This is a genomic window from Idiomarina seosinensis (assembly GCF_003987275.1).
Lineage (GTDB): Bacteria > Pseudomonadota > Gammaproteobacteria > Enterobacterales > Alteromonadaceae > Idiomarina > Idiomarina seosinensis.
Genome location: NZ_PIQF01000001.1, coordinates 342,454 through 364,461, shown reverse-complemented (window position 1 = coordinate 364,461; position 22,008 = coordinate 342,454). Strand labels below are relative to the sequence as shown.

General features: G+C 47.5%; 22 protein-coding genes. 13 read left to right on the top strand and 9 right to left on the bottom strand.

The window, feature by feature from the left end:
* The first annotated feature begins 4 nt into the window (after positions 1-4).
* The 13 genes from holA (at position 5) to CWI81_RS01565 (ending at position 11,025) form a co-directional block, all read left to right on the top strand.
* Entirely contained in the window at positions 5-1,084 is a 1,080-nt protein-coding gene (gene holA, locus CWI81_RS01625) for a DNA polymerase III subunit delta (RefSeq protein ID WP_126783496.1), read from the top strand.
* On the top strand, positions 1,081-1,719 hold the full coding sequence (gene nadD, locus CWI81_RS01620) for a nicotinate-nucleotide adenylyltransferase (RefSeq protein WP_126783495.1): 639 nt from the start codon (positions 1,081-1,083) through the stop codon (positions 1,717-1,719). Before holA ends, nadD begins: the two co-directional genes overlap by 4 nt.
* A gap of 95 nt (positions 1,720-1,814) precedes the next feature.
* Positions 1,815-2,135, top strand: coding sequence for a ribosome silencing factor (rsfS, locus tag CWI81_RS01615; RefSeq protein WP_126783494.1), 321 nt, complete (start codon positions 1,815-1,817; stop codon positions 2,133-2,135).
* Entirely contained in the window at positions 2,136-2,606 is a 471-nt protein-coding gene (rlmH, locus tag CWI81_RS01610; RefSeq protein ID WP_126783493.1) for a 23S rRNA (pseudouridine(1915)-N(3))-methyltransferase RlmH, read from the top strand.
* A gap of 18 nt (positions 2,607-2,624) precedes the next feature.
* Positions 2,625-4,517 (top strand): penicillin-binding protein 2, encoded by a 1,893-nt coding sequence (mrdA, locus tag CWI81_RS01605; protein WP_126783492.1) that lies wholly within the window; start codon positions 2,625-2,627, stop codon positions 4,515-4,517.
* Positions 4,504-5,619 carry a rod shape-determining protein RodA gene (rodA, locus tag CWI81_RS01600; protein ID WP_126783491.1) on the top strand — a complete coding sequence of 372 codons (1,116 nt, stop codon included), beginning with the start codon at positions 4,504-4,506 and terminating at the stop codon, positions 5,617-5,619. The genes mrdA and rodA overlap by 14 nt, the downstream gene beginning before the upstream one ends.
* 42 nt (positions 5,620-5,661) lie before the next feature.
* The gene (gene mltB / locus CWI81_RS01595) at positions 5,662-6,666 is read left to right on the top strand and encodes a lytic murein transglycosylase B (protein WP_126783490.1); all 1,005 of its coding nucleotides are present in this window, start codon (positions 5,662-5,664) and stop codon (positions 6,664-6,666) included.
* A gap of 3 nt (positions 6,667-6,669) precedes the next feature.
* Positions 6,670-7,470, top strand: coding sequence for a septal ring lytic transglycosylase RlpA family protein (locus CWI81_RS01590; protein WP_126783489.1), 801 nt, complete (start codon positions 6,670-6,672; stop codon positions 7,468-7,470).
* Between the two features lie 58 nt (positions 7,471-7,528).
* Entirely contained in the window at positions 7,529-8,686 is a 1,158-nt protein-coding gene (locus CWI81_RS01585; protein WP_126783488.1) for a D-alanyl-D-alanine carboxypeptidase family protein, read from the top strand.
* 11 nt (positions 8,687-8,697) lie between these two features.
* Positions 8,698-8,964, top strand: coding sequence for a DUF493 family protein YbeD (gene ybeD, locus CWI81_RS01580; RefSeq protein ID WP_126783487.1), 267 nt, complete (start codon positions 8,698-8,700; stop codon positions 8,962-8,964).
* 57 nt (positions 8,965-9,021) lie between these two features.
* A complete protein-coding gene (lipB, locus tag CWI81_RS01575; RefSeq protein WP_126783486.1) occupies positions 9,022-9,687 on the top strand; it encodes a lipoyl(octanoyl) transferase LipB in 666 nt (221 codons plus the stop codon).
* Complete coding sequence (gene lipA, locus CWI81_RS01570) at positions 9,671-10,636, top strand: lipoyl synthase (protein WP_126783485.1); 966 nt, start codon at positions 9,671-9,673, stop codon at positions 10,634-10,636. The genes lipB and lipA overlap by 17 nt, the downstream gene beginning before the upstream one ends.
* Entirely contained in the window at positions 10,633-11,025 is a 393-nt protein-coding gene (locus CWI81_RS01565; protein ID WP_126783484.1) for an MAPEG family protein, read from the top strand. Before lipA ends, CWI81_RS01565 begins: the two co-directional genes overlap by 4 nt.
* Here the strand turns inward: CWI81_RS01565 and CWI81_RS01560 are convergent.
* From CWI81_RS01560 to rimP, 9 genes are all read right to left on the bottom strand, one after another.
* On the bottom strand, positions 11,004-12,125 hold the full coding sequence (locus CWI81_RS01560) for a hypothetical protein (protein WP_126783483.1): 1,122 nt from the start codon (positions 12,123-12,125) through the stop codon (positions 11,004-11,006). The genes CWI81_RS01565 and CWI81_RS01560 overlap by 22 nt on opposite strands.
* Positions 12,122-13,006: a lipoprotein NlpI gene (gene nlpI / locus CWI81_RS01555; protein ID WP_126783482.1), complete on the bottom strand. Its 885-nt coding sequence runs from the start codon at positions 13,004-13,006 to the stop codon at positions 12,122-12,124. The genes CWI81_RS01560 and nlpI overlap by 4 nt, the downstream gene beginning before the upstream one ends.
* A gap of 96 nt (positions 13,007-13,102) precedes the next feature.
* The gene (gene pnp / locus CWI81_RS01550; protein ID WP_126783481.1) at positions 13,103-15,250 is read right to left on the bottom strand and encodes a polyribonucleotide nucleotidyltransferase; all 2,148 of its coding nucleotides are present in this window, start codon (positions 15,248-15,250) and stop codon (positions 13,103-13,105) included.
* Positions 15,251-15,440: 190 nt separating this feature from the next.
* On the bottom strand, positions 15,441-15,710 hold the full coding sequence (gene rpsO, locus CWI81_RS01545; protein ID WP_126783480.1) for a 30S ribosomal protein S15: 270 nt from the start codon (positions 15,708-15,710) through the stop codon (positions 15,441-15,443).
* Positions 15,711-15,807: 97 nt separating this feature from the next.
* Positions 15,808-16,761, bottom strand: a complete 954-nt coding sequence (gene truB, locus CWI81_RS01540; RefSeq protein WP_126783479.1) for a tRNA pseudouridine(55) synthase TruB — start codon at positions 16,759-16,761, stop codon at positions 15,808-15,810.
* A gap of 3 nt (positions 16,762-16,764) precedes the next feature.
* The gene (gene rbfA / locus CWI81_RS01535; protein ID WP_126783478.1) at positions 16,765-17,142 is read right to left on the bottom strand and encodes a 30S ribosome-binding factor RbfA; all 378 of its coding nucleotides are present in this window, start codon (positions 17,140-17,142) and stop codon (positions 16,765-16,767) included.
* A gap of 65 nt (positions 17,143-17,207) precedes the next feature.
* Positions 17,208-19,889 (bottom strand): translation initiation factor IF-2, encoded by a 2,682-nt coding sequence (gene infB, locus CWI81_RS01530; protein WP_126783477.1) that lies wholly within the window; start codon positions 19,887-19,889, stop codon positions 17,208-17,210.
* A 24-nt stretch (positions 19,890-19,913) separates the two neighbouring features.
* Positions 19,914-21,413: a transcription termination factor NusA gene (nusA, locus tag CWI81_RS01525; protein ID WP_126783476.1), complete on the bottom strand. Its 1,500-nt coding sequence runs from the start codon at positions 21,411-21,413 to the stop codon at positions 19,914-19,916.
* Between the two features lie 26 nt (positions 21,414-21,439).
* Positions 21,440-21,898: a ribosome maturation factor RimP gene (gene rimP / locus CWI81_RS01520; protein ID WP_126783475.1), complete on the bottom strand. Its 459-nt coding sequence runs from the start codon at positions 21,896-21,898 to the stop codon at positions 21,440-21,442.
* Positions 21,899-22,008 lie beyond the last annotated feature (110 nt).

The following is a 22,008-nucleotide window of genomic DNA, read 5'->3' as shown; positions in this document are numbered from 1 at the left end:
CGTGATGCCAAATTTATACCCTGAGCAACTCACTAAAACTTTAAAGCAGCAGCCGTTGCCGCCTGTGCTGCTGATTTTTGGTGAGGAACCATTGCTTCGCCAGGACACTCTGCTGAGTTTACGTCAGCATTTAAAGCAGCAATTTGGCGAGCAACAAATGGAGCGCCAGCACTGGATTCAGGATAATGATTTCGACTGGCAACAGTTGACCTCTTCCGGCCAGTCAATGAACTTATTCAGTTGCTTTACCTTAGTCGAATTGGAACTGCCGGATAATAAACCCGGGCGCGAGGGTTCTGAAGCTCTTGCCGCCTATTGCAATAATCTCCCTCAGGACCAGTTACTGGTCGTTATTGGTAATCGGCTAAAGAAAGAGCAGCAAAATAGTCGTTGGTTCAAAGCCCTTAGCCAACACGGCTGGTTAGTGCGAACCCCAACCCCCGACCGCGCCAGACTCCCCGGATTTATTCACCAACGAGCACAAAGCTACGGCCTGTCGTTGGAAACCGATGCCGTTGAGCTGCTTGCTACCTGGTTCGAAGGAAGTCTTGCAGCGATGGATCAAGAACTACAAAAATGGGCGTTGCTAAGCAATGACACTGCGGCTGGCAATACGACAATGACGCTTACTGACGTGCGCCAATACATGCAAGACGTCAGTCATTTCGATGCTTTCTCGCTGCAGGAAAGCTTATTGCAAAATGACTTTAGCCAAGCCGCTCACCGATTGCATCGCTTATTTGAAGAGGACGTCGATCTGCATCAACTGTTGTGGGTATTCCAACGAGAGGTTCAGACATTATCTCAGTTACAAATAGCCCAACGAATGCAATTAGAGACCAACTCTATTTTTCGTCAGCAGATGATTTGGAGTTCGCAGCAACGTCAATACTCGCAACGAGCTCAACAACTTTCCGGAACCGCGTTGGAACAAGCACGCGCACTGCTGCAACGGCTTGAACTAGCATTAAAAGACGAATCCGGTGAACACCCCGAAGTATTGTTCTTGCATTGTCTCAGCTTAATTTGTGTCGGTCCTCACGTGCCGGCAATAACCCAACAGCTAGCGTTAATGGCGTCATGATTAGAGCATTATTCGGTGGCACCTTTGATCCCATTCATAATGGTCACCTAAAAGCAGCCAAGGCTCTCATCGAGGAGTTGAAAATTGGCACGCTCCATTTAATGCCTAATGCGGTGCCACCGCATCGTGAGCAACCTGGAGCAACCGGTGAGCAGCGAATGAAAATGGTACAACTGGCCTGCCAACCCCATGCAGATCTGGTTGCTGAGGGCTTCGAATTGAATTCCGATCAGCCCTCTTACACGGTCAACACATTAAAGCACTTCCGCCAACAGTACCCTGCAGATACCTTGCTGTTTGTAATGGGAATGGACTCGCTAGTCTCTTTAGACAGCTGGCATCAATGGCAACAGCTGCTGGACCACTCACACTTATTAGTCATGCCTCGCCCCGGCTATACATTGGATCAGGCCTCCGATTCACTGCGGAGTTATATTGCCCAACATAAAACAGATACAGCAGCTGCCTTGCGCCGCCATCAGCACGGGTTGATTTATATCGCGGATACGCCGTTAGTCAATGTTTCGGCCACTCAGGTTAGACAACAACTAGCCGCAGGGTGCACCGAGGTGCCGGTTCCTGAATCCGTACTCAATTATATCCAGCAGCAACAACTTTACGCCGATACTTGCTAAAGTTTGACTCCCACTGAGACTATATTTTCTGCTAAACTATGGCGCATAACGCGTCAATTTCACGACCGTTTTTAACAGTATGGGAGAAAGCGAGTTTGCAAGCTGAACAATTGCGAGAATTTATTATAGATAAAGCCGACGACATGAAAGCACGTGATGTGCAAGTATTGGATGTGCAGGGTAAGACAGATGTTGCCGACTTTATGGTTATCTGTTCCGGAAATTCAAAAACCCACGTAAGAAGTATCGCCGAACACGTTGCTACCGAGGCTAAACACGCTGGGATTCCGCCAATAGGTATTGAAGGCGGTGAACAGTCAGAGTGGGTATTGGTTGATTTAGGCGACGTGGTGCTGCATGTTATGCAGGAATCAATCCGCGATTTTTACCAACTTGAAAAGCTTTGGAGCCAGTAAGTGCAGATTCAATTACTCGCCGTTGGCAACAAAATGCCAACGTGGGTAACAGAGGGTTTTAACGAGTATCAAAAGCGATTTGCCAATGAGTGTAAACTGGTTTTGCATGAGGTAGCTCCCCTAAAGCGTGGTAAAAAAGCAGACCTTAAACGGTTAACTGAGCTTGAAGGCGAGGCGCTGTTAAACGCAGTGCCGAAGGGCAACCGTGTGGTCACTTTAGAAGTAACCGGAAAGCCCTGGACTACTCCTCAGCTCGCTCAGCAGCTTCAGGGTTGGCAAATGGACGGTCGCGATGTATCGTTACTTATTGGCGGACCTGAGGGGTTATCGGCGGCATGCTTGAACGCAGCCGAACAGCGCTGGTCGCTATCACCATTAACGCTCCCTCACCCGTTCGTCCGGATCATCGTAGCCGAGAGCCTATACCGGGCCTGGAGCTTAAACAACAATCACCCCTATCACAGGGAATAAGCGAGTAACCGAGCCGTAATGCGAACCCGAACGCCGATTCGAGATCACGAAGGTGAGTCTAACTTATTTGCCCGCCGCGTGTTTGTGGCGATAGCCATTATTGCTTCGGTATTTATATTAATCATTGGCAACCTCTACAATTTGCAGGTACAAGAACATACCGAATTGCAGACACGTTCCAACGATAATCGCATTAAGTTACTCCCCGTCGCCCCAAACCGCGGTTTAATATACGACCGTAATGGCGTGTTACTTGCCGAAAACATACCAATTTATAGCTTAGATGTAAGTCCGGAAGAAATTCAAGACATGGATAAAACCATCGCTGAGCTACAAAAAATACTCATTATCGATGATCGCGATCTTGAACAATTCGAACGCAACTTAAAAGGACAGCGACGGTTTAATAACGTCACGTTGCTGGATGAACTGAGTCAGAAACAAGTAGCCACATTCGCCGCGCACCAACATCGTTTTCCCGGTGTTAGTATCGAAGCTCGACTAATTCGCCATTACCCATACGCTGAATTACTCACTCACGTAGTCGGTTATGTCGCGAAAATTAACCGCCGCGACGTTGAGCGACTGAAAAGAGACGAGCAGATCGCAAACTACGCTGCCAGTCGCACCATTGGCAAATTAGGCATCGAAAAATATTACGAAACTCAGTTGCACGGTCAAGTTGGTTATCAAAGAGTCGAGGTTAACAACCGCGGACGCGCCGTTCGCACATTAAGTACCGAAGCTCCCACTCCAGGTCAGGATGTCGTTTTAGAGCTTGATATTGCGCTGCAACGAAAAGCCACCGAGATTCTCGGCGAGAGGCGTGGTTCGATCGTCTTAATGGATGCAAAAACAGGCGGCATCATGGCGATGGCGAGCACCCCCAGTTACAATCCGAACTGGTTTGTAAATGGTATTTCCAATAAACGCTACCAATCACTGCTTAACTCAAGTTCTAGCCCCTTGCTAAACCGCGCAACACAAGGTGGATACCCACCAGCGTCAACCATAAAACCTCAGATAGGGTTACTCGGTCTAGTTGACGGCACAATTACCCCCAGCAGTCGTATTTGGGATCCAGGCTGGTTTGAAATAAAAGGCGTTGACCGCCGCTACCGTGACTGGCTTTCCTGGGGCCACGGATGGGTAAATATTAATACCGCAATTGCTGAAAGCTGCGATGTATTTTATTACGATTTAGCGCTTAAACTCGGTGTCGATAAAATATCAAGCTTTATGACCCAATTTGGCTTTGGTGAGAAAACAGGTATCGATATTCACGAGGAAATACCCGCTCTTATGCCGTCACGTGGCTGGAAACGAGCCCGTTATAATCGCCCCTGGTACGCTGGCGAAACACTCTCAGTAGGCATTGGCCAGAGCTACTGGACAGCAACTCCGATGCAGCTCACAGCAGCAACCGCGATTGTTGCTAACGAAGGCCAGTTCGTCACTCCTCGTTTATTAAAAGGCTTCGGTCAAGCGACACGATTAAACCCAATTGAGCCTATCTATAAACAGCCCGTCACTATCGACAATGAACAGCACTGGACAATCATTAAAGACGCCATGCAAGACGTTAACATGGGTGATCGAGGCTCAGCGCGCATGGCTTTTGCAGATGCCCCCTACTCATCAGCGGGGAAAACCGGTACGGCGCAGGTCGTTAACCTGGGCGAAGACGAAGAATATGTAGCAGAAGATATCGCCGAAAAATATCGTGATAATGCCATGTATGTCGGCTACGCACCCGCCGACGACCCACAAGTCGTGGTTACGGTTGCAATGGAAAACGTGGTTGGCGGTGGCGGTAGCGTTGCGGCTCCGGCTGCTCGTGAAATACTGGACGCTTGGTACCAACAGTATAAACTGGTAACCCCCGAGGAGCTTGCCCGTGCTGACCACTGAAGAACGTCAACGAAACCCGTTGCTAAAAAAGCTACACATTGACGGACCGTTGTTAATGGGCTTACTGGCACTGACTGTAATAAGCCTGTTTGTGGTATACAGCGCAGCGGGAGAAAATCAGGACGTTGTGGTACGACAGGCAATTCGCGTTAGCGCAGCGTTTGTAGGCATGCTGGTGCTGGCCCAATTGCCGCCACGATTTTATGAGAAATTTTCACCAATACTGTATTTAATTGGCCTGGGGTTGCTGGTCGCTGTATTGCTTTTTGGTGAAATGGGTAAAGGTGCCCAACGCTGGTTGGATATAGGCCCAATTACCATCCAACCGTCAGAGTTGATGAAACTCGCGGTACCAATGATGCTCGCCTGGTTTATCAACCGACGCGCTATACCTCCCACTATCGGGCGTCTGGCACTGGCGCTTGGGCTTGTTTTAATACCCACGTTGCTAATTGCCCGCCAACCTGACCTGGGCACATCACTGCTAGTCGCCAGCGCCGGGATTTTTGTCATTTTTCTGGCCGGGCTAAGCTGGCGTTTGATTATGCTTGCAGCGGCTACCGTCGCTGCTTTTACGCCTGTATTGTGGCTGTATTTAATGCACGACTATCAACGCCAACGTGTACTAACGTTTTTAAACCCAGAGAGAGATCCGCTGGGTGCTGGTTACCATATTATTCAGTCAAAAATTGCCATTGGCTCTGGCGGAGTTGATGGGAAAGGCTGGTTAAAAGGCACCCAGTCACAGCTTGAGTTTCTGCCCGAGCGCCACACTGACTTTATCTTTTCAGTATTCAGTGAAGAGTTTGGTCTAACCGGCGTTATAGTGCTTTTGGCAATCTATGGTTTTGTCATACTTCGCGGCCTTATCATCTCGCTGCGAGCTCAGGATATCTTTAGTAAATTATTAGGTGGCGCGCTTACCCTGACCTTTTTTGTCTACGTTTTTGTAAATATTGGTATGGTATCTGGATTACTGCCCGTGGTCGGAGTACCTTTACCACTGATCAGTTATGGTGGAACGTCGATGGTTACAATTTTAGCTGGCTTTGGCATTCTCATGTCGATTGCCACTCACCACAGGCTGATTATTAACCGCTAGTGATGGTCTGTAACTGCCAAAATTCGAATAATAGGGAAAATCATGCGCACTAAGAACTTATTAAAAAACACACTGCTACCACTGAGCTTGCTAGCCACCACATTATCTGCAAATGCCGCACAAACAGTTGAGAACGTTAACCCAAAGGCTGTGGAAAAATTTATTGACGAGCAAGTTAGTGAATACGACTTTGATCGAGAGACTCTGAAAAACTGGCTAGCAGAAGCTAAAAAGAATCAACAAGTTCTTGACGCTATTCAACGCCCTTGGGAAGCCAAACCTTGGTATCAGTACTACCCTATCTTTTTAACCGAAAAGCGATTAGATCGCGGGGTGAAGTTTTGGCAGCAACATCAGGACACCCTTGCAAGCGCTGAAAATGAATTTGGTGTTCCAGCGGAAGTCATTGTTGCTATTATCGGTATCGAGACCTTTTACGGTAGTTATTTAGGCAAATACCCAGTACTTGATTCGCTCTATACATTAGCCTTCCACTATCCTCCCAGATCATCGTTTTTCAGGTCGGAATTAAGTGAATACTTACGTCTGGCACGCGCAGAAAACTGGCAAGTTACAGAGCAAGTTGGTTCTTATGCCGGCGCTATGGGTCTGGGCCAGTTTATCTCGTCCAGCTACCGACATTACGCCGTTGACTTTGATCATGATGGGCAGCGTAATATTCTGGATAATCCCGTTGATGCGATTGGCAGCGTTGCTAACTATTTTGCCGAACACCGCTGGCAGGCAGACGCGCCGATTGCAACCCAACCCGATCAACAACAAGACTGGAGCCAAGTCGCCAGTAGCGGAATGAAACCAGATACTACGGTTGCTGAACTGCGCAAAAAGGGCTTTAACATTGATAACCAATACCCGGGTTCAATGCCGGTAAAAGTACTGCAATTTGAAACCGAGGACGGTCATGAATACTGGCTTGGTTTTGATAATTTTTACGCAATAACGCGCTATAACCACAGTCCTCTCTATGCCATGGTTGCATACCAGCTGAGCCAGCAGCTCAAGCATGAGATGAATAATAGTCAGTAGTCTATGCGAGTAATAGCTTCAACGGTTGCCACGATACTAACGGCACTTATTATTAGCGGCTGCAGCCAAACCAACAGCCGCTATAGTCAGCGTTACGATAGTGCCCCGACCCGTTTGCCAACTGCAGCCGAACTGGAAAACGCTACGCCGGTGCAAGAGCCTTACAGCGATCAGGGTAATAGAGACTATCAGGTATTTGGCAAACGGTATCAAGTACTGGATAGCGCCGAGGGATTTGTGGAAACGGGCCTGGCCTCCTGGTATGGCAATAAGTTTCATGGGCATCTGACCTCAAATGGCGAATACTACGATATGTACAGTATGACGGCTGCACATAAACATTTACCCTTACCGAGTTATGTCCGGGTTACTAACCTGGAAAACAACAAGTCCGTTATCGTGCGCGTTAACGACCGCGGCCCATTTCATCCACGACGAATTATTGATCTCTCTTTTGCCGCTGCTTATAAGCTCGAGATGCTTGATAACGGCACAGCAAAAGTTCAGGTGAAAGCGGTTAATTTTAAAACCCCTCTTGCATCGACTGAGTTTTATATTCAATTATTTGCCTCTTCCAACGCCAATAAAGTGGACTCAGTTAAGCAAGACTTACCCAAAAACTGGCAAATTAATGCAACTACTCAGAAAAATCAGGGTCTATACAAATTACTATTAGGACCGTTCCCTCAGGCACAGGCCAATCGCAAATTAAATACCGTAAGGGCCCAGGGTTTTCCTCGCGCTTTTCGTGTTAAAAACTTGCAAATCAAGGGGCCGGAAACTGACGCTGTAGAGGATAAGTGATATACTCCGCGGCACTGACATTTTGAGCTCGGAACTTATACAAACGATGATAAAAACCATGCAAAAATTAGCTTCTTTTCTAGTATCTTTAGTCATTTTGACGTTTTCGGTCACGGTTCAGTCACAATCTTTTGTTCCCGATCCGCCAGCAGTTAATGCGAAAGCTTATATCTTAATTGACCATACCACCGGTAAAGTGTTGGCAAAGGGCAACCCCGATGAGTCACTGCCACCAGCCAGCCTGACCAAAATGATGACCAGCTACATTATTGGTAAAGAAATTATTGAGGGCCGCATCAGCCCTTCCGACCAAGTTACTATTAGCGAAAATGCATGGGCTAAAAACTTTCCTGAGTCATCTAAAATGTTTATTGAAGTGGGCAAACAAGTAAGCGTTGCTGATTTAAACAAAGGCATTATCATTTCATCGGGCAACGATGCCTGTGTTGCTATGGCCGAACATATTGCCGGCAGTGAAGATGCATTTGCTTCCTTAATGAATACCTATGCTGAGGAACTGGGTATGACTAATAGCCATTTCGCTAATAGTCATGGTTTACCCGATCCGGACCAATACGTATCAGCGCGGGATATGGCGACGTTGGCAAGTGCTTTGATCGATGAGACGCCAGAAGAATATGAGCTATACGCTCAGAAATCTTTTACCTATAACAACATTAAGCAATACAACCGCAATTCGCTGTTATGGGATCGCAGCATGAATGTCGACGGCATTAAAACCGGGCATACCAACGAAGCCGGTTATAGCCTGGTCTCTTCTGCCCACGAAGATGGTACACGCCTTATCGCAGTCGTTATGGGCACAAACAGCGAACAAGCGCGAAAAATTGAAAGCAAAAAGCTGCTTAATTATGGGTTCCGTTATTTTGAAACCGTCACCGCTTATAACGCGGGTGAAAGTTTTGTCTCGCACCGCATTTGGGGTGGCGATATTGATCAAGTTGAGCTAGGTATTAGTGAAGATGTTGTTATCACTCTACCTAAAGGCCAACGCGATAAGTTAAACGCCAATTTTGAATTGAATGAAGAATTACAAGCACCGCTGGCACAAGGTGAAAACGTAGGAACCGTTTATCTACAGTTAGCCGGCGAAGATGTCGCTTCATTTCCTTTGGTAACCTTACAAGCGGTTGAAGAAGGTGGGTTGTTCAAACAAGCGATGGACTATATTAAGCGTAAATTCTCAGAAGAATGAGGTATTGAGAAATGCAAACAACACGCTTTGACGAGTTAGTTGATTTTCCGTGTCATTTTACCTTTAAAGTGATGGGGGTAGCGACCCCCACATTACCGGAACAGGTAGTGGCTGTGCTACAGCAACATGCGCCTGACGACTATAGTCCGTCAGTAAAGCCCAGCAGCAAAGGCAATTATCACTCTGTGTCCGTTTCGGTCAAAGTGGAAAGCCAACAACATATCGAAATTTTATATCGCTCATTATCTGATATAGACGATGTTCGCTATGTCTTATAACGCTAGAGCCTAACTCAGCTCTAGCCGCCTCACCGTTGAATAGGATATACTGTTCCCATGACGGACCAGCTCATTATTCGCCACTTAGGCCGACAAGAATACGAGCCTGTATGGCATGCCATGCAGGACTTTACCGACCGCCGCACAGCGGATTCGGTCGATGAGTTATGGATAGTTGAACATCAACCGGTCTTTACACAAGGTCAGGCGGGTAAACAAGAGCATCTTCTTGCTCCCGGCGATATCCCGGTAGTACCCGTTGATAGGGGTGGTCAGGTTACCTACCACGGACCCGGTCAGCTGGTGATTTATTTTCTCTTGGATATTCGACGTTTAAGCATGGGCGTACGACAACTCGTCAATAGTATTGAAAACACGGTTGTTGATATGTTGGCGGACTATCGAGTTCAGGCCAACGCACGCCGCGATGCGCCCGGTGTATACGTAAACGGCGACAAAGTCTGCTCGCTAGGACTAAGGATTCGCCGGGGCTGCTCATTCCATGGCCTGGCGCTAAACGTCAATATGGATATGGAACCATTTTCGCGTATTAACCCATGTGGGCTAACCGGTATTAAAATGGTGCAAACTTGCGATCTCGGCGGGCCTAACGACCTTGCCGAAGCATCCGAGGTGGTAGTTAATCATTTTGTCAAAAACATTGGCTACCAAAATACTCAATTCCAAACAGGACTCGCAAAAGATTATGTCAAAGCCAGTTAGAGTCGAACCCGGTGTCAAAATGCGTGATGCCGACAAAATGGCATTAATTCCGGTACAAATCGTGCCGACCGAACGTGACCAGATGTTGCGCAAACCATCGTGGCTAAAAGTTAAGTTACCTTCTAACACCCAGCGTATTGATGAAATTAAAGACGCTATGCGCAGTCATGGCTTGCACTCAGTGTGTGAAGAGGCTTCCTGCCCTAACCTGCCGGAATGTTTTAATCACGGCACTGCAAGCTTTATGATTTTGGGTGACATCTGTACTCGTCGTTGCCCATTCTGTGACGTTGCCCACGGGCGTCCTTTAGCACCCGATCCGGAAGAACCCGAAAAACTAGGCAAAACTATTCGCGATATGAAGGTCAAATACGTGGTAATTACCTCTGTTGACCGGGACGATTTGCGCGATGGTGGTGCCCAACACTTCGCCGACTGTGTTCGCGAGATTCGCCATTACAGCGAAAATATTCAAGTCGAAATTTTAGTTCCAGACTTTAGGGGGCGGATGCAGGTTGCCATAGACATTCTTGCTGACGAAGCACCTGATGTCTTTAACCATAACCTGGAAACCGTACCTCGTTTATACAAGGCCGCACGACCAGGAGCGAATTATCAATGGTCGCTCGACTTATTGAAAAAATATAAAGAAGCGCGCCCGGATGTTCGTACCAAGTCAGGCCTGATGGTCGGCTTAGGTGAAACTAAAGAAGAAATTCTGGAAGTTATGCGGGACTTGCGTGCTCACGATTGCGATATGCTGACCATTGGACAATACCTACAGCCCAGCCGTCATCACATTCCAGTTGCACGTTATGTACACCCCGACGAATTTGAAGAGCTGCGCGTGGCAGGTGTAGAAATGGGCTTTAGCCATATAGCCAGCGGACCTTTAGTACGTTCATCTTACCACGCCGACTTACAAGCGGCCGGCGAGACTGTTCGATGAGTATCTTATTGTGGTGTTTATTAATCGCCGGACTTTTGCCTATTTTAGCAAAAGCTCCGGTGGTTTATTTTCAGAACCGAGATAAGGGTTACGATAATAAACACCCAAGGGCGCAACAGCAGCGATTAACCGGAGTTGGTGCAAGAGCTGTGGCTGGCCATTATAACGCCTATGAGGCATTTCCACTGTTCGCGGCGGCAGTTTTAGCCGTTATCGCCACCGGCGAGGTTACTGATAAAGCTATCGGATTAAGCATTGCCTTTATCGTACTGCGCGTTCTCTACCACGTTCTTTATCTACTGAATGTTGATAAGCTGCGTTCACTGATCTGGTTTTTCGCACTGTTGTGTCCGGTGCTGATACTGGCTCAATTGGCGTTAGCCTTATAATTCTGAATTAATTGCTGATAAAGCAACGGCCAAACATTAGTCTTGTGGTTCTCCATAGCAGTTACCTGCGAAACTGGCTTCCAGGCGGTAACACCTGCTACATTATCGCAGGTTTTGGCACGAAACAGTCCAACCTGTTTATCCCGGCTACCCAGTTTCCAACGCCCATCATTCTGCCTCGTGGCTAATGATCGCCAGTCACCTATTTGATCCTTCCAGGGCAAAGTATCAGCTAAATTTTTTAGCTGTTCAGTCGTCATAGTCTTGGTATCGGTTATCACTAAGTTGACTGGCGAAAACGGATAGTGACCATTACAAAAAGCCTGAGCCAACGCCGGTCTCATCGCATATTCGTCAGCAAAGCCCCACCAATGAGCCAGCTCATGAGCAAGTACACTAGCGTCACTATCTCGACTCAAAATAATAGTATTCGGCGTTGACGAAGCTTTACCCCGCTTTGCTAGCAGAATTTGTTGCTGCTGAGACTGGCTAACTGCCGCACCAGTGCAATGAGCTCGCTCCCCGCCTTTACTCTCACATCGCAAATCGGCTTCTACTACAAATTTAAAGCAGCCATTGGCAAGAGGTGTACCTAGCTCCAGACTTTCTTGCAGTAGCGCGATAAAATGACTCTTTTCACTGGCTGCTGCAGCAACAACAGGAATAGTCTGATGACAGGTATCATCAGGCCGAATGAAGGTCTCTATCACCTTAAAATAATTGGCTAATGGTTGTTGGTATTCGGGTTGGTGCCATTTATTAAGCCAGTCTGACCAACTAACGCCGTCATTATCTAACTGGTATTTCGCATACTGGTAGATAGACGGACCGTCACCTAGTGCAGTGCCTAACTTTAACCAACGCAAGCGTTGGGATGGGTACTGTCGTTTAAGTTGCTCTAAAGCTTCAAGCGAGCCGTTAGTTGCTGCTTGTTGTCGCCAATAGAAGCTGGCACTGCGTTGTGGTAACAGATTGGCTATTTGCAACTGCGCTTTAGGGTCTCCCGCAAAGCTCGCAAACCAACGTTGCTGGTTGCTCGTCCAGTTGCTATCACTACCAATTAGCATGGTCAGAATAACAACGAGCCCCCATTTAATCATGGTTGTGTCAGCTGCTCCCGACTATCCTGCAGCTCTAACTGCGCATAACGATGCTCAACAAAATTATAAACGTTAGTGGTTAGCGCTAATTTAAAGTAGTTCACTGCTTGAGCCCACTGACCAGACATTTGTTTGTATTTACCCAGATAAAAATAGGCCTCGCATAGACGTTCCGTCAGTTTTTCATCGTCTCGCAAGTTTTTGGTCATACCGGCTAAAAAATCTTGTTCTGAAAGTTTCCCCGCATACAGATTCACCAAATCAAGCGCCCAGTCATTAGGTTCTATTGCTGCTGCATTATTCAATAAATTCTGGCGAGCCAGCTCTTTATCAGTTCGCTGCTCAGCAAGAAATAGCCATAAAATACGATACGGATCCGAGGGGTCCAATGCCAAATGATGCTGGAAGTCATCGATTGCGTATTTCGTACGATGATCGTAGTACTGTGCAATACCTCTATTTAAAAACGCATAGGGGTGCTCTGGATCTAATTCAATCGCTGAGTCCAGTGCTTCGTAGGCATAATCAAATTCTGCCAATTCGGTATACTGAATACCTAAAAAATTGTAGGCGTCGGCCAACCGAGGTTGATAATCAATAGCACGAGTAAAATCCATCCGTGCCAGGGTCCGTAACCCTAACGCATCGTACAAGGCACCGCGACGATAATAGGCCATACCTTTTTGTTCGGCATCAAGGTCATCTTGCATTAATACTTGATTCAACTTAGCCAGTTCTATTTCATAGCGAAACTCAGCTTGTTCCGGCTCGGCGATAACTAAATGGGTCATCGCTGGTTGTGTTGCCGGCTGCTGTAACGAACAACCCGTTAATAATCCAGCCAACGTTAAAGTGACGACCAACAGATGGCGTGCCTGCATAATTAATCCTTGTTTGAATGAAACTCTATTACACCATAAAAAAACCCCGTTGAGCTAGCACTCAACGGGGTTTGTTGGTAGTAATGAGTGTTTTATTTACTCATCGTTACCATCAGTTTCATTTGAAGCAGTTTCTTCTGCGGCCACTTCTGGCTGCTCTTTTTTCTCTACCGCTTCTTTCATGCTCAGACGTACACGACCCTGACGGTCTATTTCCAGAACCTTAACAGGAACAATATCACCCACTTTCAGGTACTCGTTAACGTCGTTTACACGCTCTTCAGCAATTTGCGAAATATGAACCAGACCATCTTTACCCGGCAATACAGTAACAAACGCACCAAAGTCAACAATACGGGCTACCTTACCCTCGTAGATCTTGCCAACTTCAACATTAGCCGTTAACTCTTTAATACGTTTGATTGCTGCATCCGCATCAGCCTGATCACTAGCCGCTACCTTAATAGTACCGTCATCACCAATTTCAATGTTGGTGTTGGTCGACTCTGTCAATTCGCGAATGACCGCGCCGCCTTTACCGATGACATCTTTGATCTTATCTTGATCAATTTTAATGGTAGTGAAACGAGGAGCATAACTAGAAAGCTCGTCACGATGACTACCGATAGCCTCGTCCATAACTTTCAAGATGTGCAAACGTGCCGCTTTTGCTTGTGATAACGCGCTTTCCATGATGTCACGAGTAATACCGTCTATTTTAATATCCATCTGCAATGCAGTGATACCATCGGTGTTACCCGCTACTTTAAAGTCCATATCACCTAAATGATCTTCGTCACCTAGAATATCAGACAGTACAACGTGCTTATCGCCGTCTTTAACCAAGCCCATAGCGATGCCGGCAACCGATGATTTAATCGGTACACCAGCATCCATCAATGCCAGCGATGAACCACAAACTGACGCCATAGAACTAGAGCCGTTAGACTCGGTAATTTCCGAAACTACGCGGATGGTATATGGAAATTCATCATGGCTAGGCATAACAGCCTGAATACCGCGCTTAGCCAATCGCCCATGACCAATTTCACGACGTTTTGGTGCACCAACCATGCCCGTCTCACCAACACAGTAAGGAGGGAAGTTATAATGCAACATAAAGCGGCTGGTGTTTGTGCCAGTTAACTCGTCAATCATCTGCGCATCGCGGTCAGTACCTAAAGTGGCAGTAACTAGTGCCTGAGTTTCACCGCGCGTAAACAATGCTGAACCGTGAGTACGAGGCAACACACCGGTCGCTACGCTGATTGCGCGAACCATATCCGGGTCACGGCCATCAATGCGTTTTTCGCCCGCTAAAATACGGTTACGGACGATATCTTTTTCTAAGTCGTGGAACAGATCACCAGCTTCTTCCAGATCAACGTCCTGGTTATCTGCTGCTAGCTTCTCAGCCATCGCGTGCTTAACCTGGTCAAGCTTCGCTTTACGTTCCATTTTATCAGTGATGCTGTAAGCCTCACCGATGCCGTCAGCGGCAAATGACTTGACTGTTTCTTGTAGCGACTGATCTTTAGCAGGAGCTTGCCAGTCCCACTTTTCTTTACCCGCTTCGGCAGCAAACTCATTAATAGCAGTGATAACAGACTGCATTTGTTCGTGACCGAACATGACTGCACCAAGCATTTGGTCTTCTGACAGCAGTTCCGCTTCGGACTCGACCATTAATACGGCTTGTTCAGTACCGGCAACGACTAAATCCAATTTAGAGTTTGCCAGCTCATCAGCGGTTGGGTTTAGTACGTATTCGTTATCAACGACACCAACGCGTGCTGCACCGATAGGCCCTGCGAACGGAGCACCAGATATCGCTAATGCAGCCGAAGTACCAATCAAGGCAACAATATCGGGGTTAATTTGTGGGTTAACTGAAACCACAGTCGCCACCACCTGTACTTCGTTCATGAAGCCATCAGGGAATAATGGGCGAATTGGACGGTCAATCAGACGCGACGTTAGTGTTTCGTTTTCGCTGGGGCGACCTTCTCGCTTAAAGAAGCCACCGGGAATTTTACCTGCGGCATAGGTTTTTTCCTGGTAATTAACCGTTAATGGAAAAAATGACTGACCTTCTTTAGCTTCTTTCTTTGCTACCACAGTAACTAATACCGACGTATCGTCGATACTGGCCATAACTGCTGCCGTCGCTTGACGGGCAATAACGCCTGTTTCTAATGTGACTGTATGTTGACCGTACTGAAATTGTTTAGTTGTCGGATTCACGATTTGCTTTCCTTTACCTTACTGAATGTGAGTACCCGGATTGGCACTCGTCTTCTCTCTTTTTTTACTCGCCACATAGTATAAGGCATCAGCCACAAAATTAAGACCCCTTGCCGAAAAAAGGACGGAAAAAAGTCAATAAAAAAGGGCCTAAAGGCCCTTTTCTAAAATTCTGCTGTAAATCCGCTGATTAACGACGGATGCCAAGCTTCTCAACAATAGCGATATAGCGAGACTGGTCTTTCTTCTTCAGGTAGTCCAACAATTTACGACGCTGGCTAACCATGCGCAACAAACCACGACGTGAGTGATGGTCTTTTTTGTGCTCTTTAAAGTGGTCCTGAAGTTCAGCCAGGTTTTTCGTTAATAGTGCTACTTGCACTTCTGGAGAACCGGTGTCGTTCTCGCCACGGCCGAATTCTTTAACGATTTCTGCTTTTTGCTCTACAGTTAGTGACATAATAACTCCTAAGTTTGAATATAGACCCCACCTCCGATCACTAATTCAGCGGTGAGAAGAGCGCGTATTATAAGGCGCACAGCAAGAAAATCAACGTTTAATTCAAATCAGCCAGGCTAAAGTCACAAAATTCCAGTGCCAGCACACGTTTCGGCCAAAACTGGTTATCCGCACGCAATGCACCAACACCGATAAATTCTTTGCTATCGCCATTGCGCGGACAAACCATGCGGCATTGATGCCCTGCCTCTGTCGCTGTCGGCTGACGATTGGGTACCGGCTGTCCATGCAGTAAGTCGCGAGCCTCAGCCACGCTAATTAGCTGTTCTGGCAGACTTTGTAATAAACAGTCGACCGCCTGTAGCTGATCATCCCGCTGCTCGTCCTGCTCTAGTTGCTCAAGGCTTAGCATGTGCTCAGTATTAAGCTCAGCTACGCCATTACGGTGCAACTCTTTAACATGGGCACCACACCCCAATGCTTGCCCTAGATCGTCAATTAATGTGCGAATGTAGGTACCTTTACTACAACTCACCTGCAGCTCAAGCTTATTATCAGTAAAACCGATAAACTCGATGGAGTGAATAGTGATAGAACGAACTTTTCGCGGCACTTCGATGCCTCTCCGGGCATAGTAATAGAGCGGCCGACCTTCGTGCTTTAACGCCGAATATACAGATGGACTCTGCTGCTGGGCACCGATAAAACGGTCAAGTTGTGCAATGATTTGGCTTTCGTCCACCGCCACATTTGCAGTCTCTACCACTTCGCCTTCCGCATCACTAGTCGTGGTGCGTACACCGAGCTCGGCGACAACCCGATAAGCTTTATCAGCGTCTAACAAATATTGAGAAAACTTAGTTGCTTCCCCCAGACAAACCGGTAATAACCCAGTTGCCAGTGGATCCAGTGCTCCGGTGTGACCTGCTTTTTGGGCATTGTACAAGCGCTTAACACGCTGAAGGGCATGATTTGAACTCATGCCCTTCGGTTTATTCAACAATACCACACCATTAACAGGACGCCCTTTGCGGGGTCGAGCTTTGGCCATGGCTTAATCCTCTGATGAATCGTTGCGATCGCGCTTGCGCGCTTCGTCTACCAAGCGGCTCATCCGAATCCCCTCATTCAGCGACTCGTCATGATGAAACTTAAGTTCCGGCACAACTCGTGCTTTAATGCGTTTTCCTAATAACGAGCGGATAAAGCCAGCAGCATCGTTAAGTATTTTAACGGCCTGCTTTACTTGTTCCTGATCATCATTAAAAAAGGTAACAAACACCTTTGCGTAGGCAAGATCACGAGACACTTCAACGTCAGACACAGTCACCATGCTAACGCGAGGATCTTTCACTTCGCGTTGCAAAATAACCGCTATCTCTCGTTGCAGCTGATGTCTTACTCGCTCGGTACGACTAAAATCTTGAGGCATAGAATTCCTGCTTAGTTCAATAAAGTGCCCTATCCGGGATAAGGCACTTTGCTTGATAATCGAGCTTAAAGTGTGCGTTCAACCTGAACCGTTTCAAAGACTTCGATTTGGTCGCCTTCTTTAACGTCGTTATAGTTTTTCACACCGATACCACATTCCATGCCGTTGCGAACTTCTGCGATATCGTCTTTGTAGCGACGCAGAGACTCTAATTCGCCTTCGTAAATAACAACATTATCGCGCAGTACACGTATTGGAGCAGAACGTTTTACGACACCTTCGGTGACCATACAGCCCGCGATTGCACCTAGTTTCGGTGACTTAAACACGTCACGAACTTCGGCTAAACCAATAATCTGTTGTTTAAACTCAGGTCGTAACATACCCGTCATCGCTGCTTTTACTTCATCAATCAGGTCATAAATGACGCTGTAGTAACGAAGATCCACGCTTTCTTGTTCGACCAGCTTCTTAGCGGCCGCTTCGGCGCGGACATTAAAGCCAACAACGATTGCATTGGATGCGCTTGCTAAAGAAATGTCGGTCTCGGTAATACCACCCACACCGCTACCAATGATATTTACTTTAACTTCGTCGGTAGACAATTTGGTTAACGCATCGGAAATAGCTTCCAAAGAGCCTTGTACGTCAGACTTAAGCACGATGTTCAACTCAGAAACATCACCTTCTTCCATGTTCGCAAACATGTTCTCCAGTTTGGCTTTCTGCTGCTTGGCTAATTTCACATCGCGGTATTTACCCTGACGATAATTAGCAACTTCCCGCGCTTTACGTTCGTCTTTAACAACGGTGGCTTCATCACCCGCCTGCGGTACACCGGACAGTCCCAAAATTTCTACCGGGATAGAAGGTCCAGCTTGTTTAATATCCTTGCCATTTTCGTCACGCATCGCACGAATACGACCGTATTCCAGGCCACAGAGAACAATGTCACCCTGTTTCAGCAAGCCGCGCTGAACAAGAATAGTAGCGACAGGGCCGCGACCACGGTCTAGCCGTGATTCGACCACGATACCGGATGCCATGCCAGTCTTTTCTGCTTTTAAATCAAGAACTTCTGACTGAAGCAGGATAGCTTCTAACAATGCATCGATACCCATACCGGAATGTGCCGATACTGGTACAAAGATAACCTCGCCACCCCAATCTTCCGGGATAACATCGTGCTGAGCCAGCTCGTTTTTAACGCGGTCAGGATCAGCGCCTTCTTTATCCATTTTATTAATGGCTACGATAATCGGCACACCGGCAGCCTTCGCGTGTTGAACCGCTTCTTTTGTTTGCGGCATGACACCATCGTCGGCAGCAACCACCAAAATAACCACATCGGTAGCACCGGCGCCACGAGCACGCATCGAGGTAAAGGCTGCGTGTCCAGGCGTATCCAGGAACGTCACCATACCTTGGTCAGTTTCTACGTGGTATGCACCAATATGCTGAGTAATACCACCGGCTTCGCCAGAAGCAACCTTAGCTTTACGAATGTGGTCCAATAACGACGTTTTACCATGGTCAACGTGACCCATAACCGTAACAACCGGTGCACGAGGAGACTCTTCGCCGCCTTCAGAGCGATCCGAAAGAACTTCTTCTTCCAGCGCGTTATCTTTAACGACAACCGCCTTATGTCCTAGCTCTTCAACCACCAGCGATGCTGTTTCTTGATCGAGGATCTGGTTAATAGTAACCATTTCACCCATTTTCATCATCGTCTTAATCAAGTCACTGGCTTTTACCGCCATGCGGCTTGCCAATTCACCGACGCTAATGGTTTCGCCAATTCTGACTTCGCGTTCAACCGGTTGCGCTGGTTTATTAAAGCCCTGTTGCAAGGTCGAAGGACGACGCCCTTTGCGGCGTTTATCACGACGCGGTGTGCGCTCTTCCGCTTCTTCCTCTTTACGGCGACTTTTCTTGCTACGACGCCGACTTTTGCGTTCTTCGTCGAAATCTTGTGCGTCTTCAGCTTCTTGAGCAGTTGAAGAAGTCGTGAAATGAACATCTTCTTTTTCCTGTTCTTTCCGTTTCTTCTCTTCTTCTTCCCAACGCTTGGCATTTTCTTCCGCAAGTTTACGAGCTTCTTCCGCCTGACGTTCAGCTTCTTCTTCGGCCTTTTTACGGGCTTCTTGTTCCTGCTGACGCTTAAGTTTATCGGCTTCTTCCTTGGCTTTATCAGCTTCGGCACGCTCTTCAGGCGTCATTGCTGCGCGCTTTTCAGCTTCAGCTTTCTGACGAGCCTTTTCTTTTTCCTTGCGAGCTTTTTCTTTCTCAGCCTTTTCTTTTTCGGCCTTCTCGCGTTCGAGCTTCGCTTTCGCTTCAGCTTCTTTGCGTTGCTGCTCTTCGCGCTGCTTTTCTTCCTCAAGGCGCTTAGCTTCTGCCGCTTCCTGTTCAGCTTGCAGACGCTCTTCTTCCTGGCGCTGCTCTTCTTCAGCTGCAGAGCGTTTTACGTATGTGCGTTTCTTACGGACCTCGACCTGTACCGACTTACTGCCGCTACCACCAACGTTCAACGTGCTTTTCGTTTTACGTTTTAAGGTCATTTTGCTCGGTCCTGAACCGCCACCGCCGTGCTGTTTGTTCAGGTGCGCCAACAACGACTGCTTTTCATCTTCTGTTACCACGTCACCCGGTTGTTTTTTCATGCCCGCTTCAGCAAACTGCTGAATCAGACGATCAACTGTTGTACCGACATCTTTGGCCAGCTTATCGAGCGTTACTTCTTCCATAGTCTGTTGTACCTCCGCTGATCGTTACTGTTCTTCGCTGAACCAGCAAATATTGCGGGCTTTCATGATCAATTCGCCAGCTTGCTGTTCATCCAGCTGTTCTATATCGGCCAAATCATCAATACCCTGTTCGGCCAAGTTTTCCAGCGTTGCTACGCCCTTACTGGCTAATACATAAGCCAGGTGGCGATCCATACCTTCCAGGTTCAATAATGATTCATCCGGTTCTGCTGACTCGAGTGATTCCTCATCGGCCAGCGCTTTTGTGGTTAAGTAAGCACGAGCTCGGCCGCGCAGTTCTTCCACCATATCTTCATCCATTCCTTCAATTTCAAGGAATTCAGCCACCGGTACGTAAGCCACTTCTTCCATTGATGAAAAGCCTTCATCGACCAGTACACTGGCGAAGTCTTCATCAATATCTAAGTTGGTCATAAATAGGTTTAATAAACGCTGCGCTTCGGCTTCATTTTTTTCATTAAACTCATCAACCGTCATCACGTTAAGTGTCCAACCACTCAACTGACTGGCTAAACGAACGTTTTGGCCACTTTTACCAATTGCCTGAGCCAGGTTATCGGCTTCGACGGCGATATCCATCGTGTGGGCATCTTCGTCGACAACAATTGAGGCGACCTCAGCCGGTGCCATCGCATTAATCACAAACTGTGCTGCGTTATCATCCCATAACACGATATCGACACGTTCGCCGCCAAGCTCTCCAGATACCGCCTGAACCCTTGCTCCCCGCATACCGACACAAGCGCCGACTGGATCGATACGGCGGTCATTACTTTTAACAGCAATTTTTGCGCGTGAACCAGGATCCCGAGCTGCGCCTTTCAGCTCAATCATTTCTTCGCCGATCTCCGGCACTTCGATACGAAACAGTTCAAGCAGAAACTCTGGATGCGTACGGCTAACAAATAACTGTGCACCGCGCGCTTCCGGGCGCACATCATACAACAAACCGCGGACACGATCGCCCGGGCGTACTGATTCACGTGGCAACATTTCTTCACGATAAATTATCGCTTCGGCGTTATTACCAAGGTCGAGAATAACGTGTTCGCGATTCGCCCGCTTGACGATGCCGCTAACCATTTCGCCCACTTGGTCACGGTATTCGTCGACCACTTGCGCGCGTTCGGCTTCGCGTACCTTCTGCACAATAACTTGCTTAGCGGTTTGCGTGGTAATCCGATCAAACTGAATCGATTCAATTTGTTCTTCAACAAAATCGCCTATCTGTTTATTAGCGTCTTCGTATTGAGCCGCCGATAAGCTAATTTCGCGATAAGGATGTTCAAGACCTTCATCCGTATCTGCCACAACTACCCAACGACGGTAGGTATCGAATTCACCAGTTTGGCGGTCGATATCAATGCGTACATCAATATCACCGTCGTATTTCTTTTTGGTTGCATGCGCAAGAGCCGACTCCAACGCTTCAAAAATCTTCTCTCGCGGTACCGCTTTTTCGTTTGACACCGCTTCTGCGACTAACAGTATTTCTTTACTCATGAGTGCTGCCTCGCCACCGCAATCCTTTAATCAAATGTTGGAACCAAGTGAGCTTTTTTTACATCGCGCATGCTCACCTGAAGAATTTCGTTATCAACGCTTAAATGCAATTGATTGTTTTCTACTGCGACCAATTGGCCTTTAAACTTTCTTTTGTTCTGTTGTGCTACCGTTAGTTCCATCGCCAGCGTCTCGCCAACGTATGGGACCGCCTGTTCAGCGGTAAAAAACGGACGCTCCATTCCAGGAGACGATACTTCCAGGTTATATTCGGCGTTAATCGGATCTTCAACATCCAATAGCGCACTGACCTGATAGCTCACATCAGCGCAGTCATCTACACCAATGCCATTAGGGCTGTCTATATAAACTCGTAGCGTTGAGAACTTGCCCGCACGGACAAACTCTACACCCCACAACTCGTAATCTAGCGCCTCAACGGCGGGACGAATAATGTCGGTTAACCGCTCTTGTAAACTTGCCAAACTGCCTCCTGAAACAAAAAAAGGGCGCAAGCGCCCAGTGTTCTGGCTACCCCCGAGGGTAGCTAAGGTCACATAGCAAAAAGCCCCGAGCTGCTGCGGGGCTTTTAAAA

Coding starts and splice junctions, on each gene's coding strand:
- lipB (WP_126783486.1), top strand. CDS start 9,022: ATGACGGACCAGCTCATTATTCGCCACTTAGGCCGACAAGAATACGAG.
- mltB (WP_126783490.1), top strand. CDS start 5,662: ATGCGCACTAAGAACTTATTAAAAAACACACTGCTACCACTGAGCTTG.
- infB (WP_126783477.1), bottom strand. CDS start 19,889: ATGGAAGAAGTAACGCTCGATAAGCTGGCCAAAGATGTCGGTACAACA.
- mrdA (WP_126783492.1), top strand. CDS start 2,625: ATGCGAACCCGAACGCCGATTCGAGATCACGAAGGTGAGTCTAACTTA.
- ybeD (WP_126783487.1), top strand. CDS start 8,698: ATGCAAACAACACGCTTTGACGAGTTAGTTGATTTTCCGTGTCATTTT.
- CWI81_RS01585 (WP_126783488.1), top strand. CDS start 7,529: ATGCAAAAATTAGCTTCTTTTCTAGTATCTTTAGTCATTTTGACGTTT.
- nusA (WP_126783476.1), bottom strand. CDS start 21,413: ATGAGTAAAGAAATACTGTTAGTCGCAGAAGCGGTGTCAAACGAAAAA.
- rpsO (WP_126783480.1), bottom strand. CDS start 15,710: ATGTCACTAACTGTAGAGCAAAAAGCAGAAATCGTTAAAGAATTCGGC.
- nlpI (WP_126783482.1), bottom strand. CDS start 13,006: ATGCAGGCACGCCATCTGTTGGTCGTCACTTTAACGTTGGCTGGATTA.
- rbfA (WP_126783478.1), bottom strand. CDS start 17,142: ATGCCTCAAGATTTTAGTCGTACCGAGCGAGTAAGACATCAGCTGCAA.
- CWI81_RS01560 (WP_126783483.1), bottom strand. CDS start 12,125: ATGATTAAATGGGGGCTCGTTGTTATTCTGACCATGCTAATTGGTAGT.
- holA (WP_126783496.1), top strand. CDS start 5: ATGCCAAATTTATACCCTGAGCAACTCACTAAAACTTTAAAGCAGCAG.
- truB (WP_126783479.1), bottom strand. CDS start 16,761: ATGGCCAAAGCTCGACCCCGCAAAGGGCGTCCTGTTAATGGTGTGGTA.
- lipA (WP_126783485.1), top strand. CDS start 9,671: ATGTCAAAGCCAGTTAGAGTCGAACCCGGTGTCAAAATGCGTGATGCC.
- CWI81_RS01590 (WP_126783489.1), top strand. CDS start 6,670: ATGCGAGTAATAGCTTCAACGGTTGCCACGATACTAACGGCACTTATT.
- CWI81_RS01565 (WP_126783484.1), top strand. CDS start 10,633: ATGAGTATCTTATTGTGGTGTTTATTAATCGCCGGACTTTTGCCTATT.
- nadD (WP_126783495.1), top strand. CDS start 1,081: ATGATTAGAGCATTATTCGGTGGCACCTTTGATCCCATTCATAATGGT.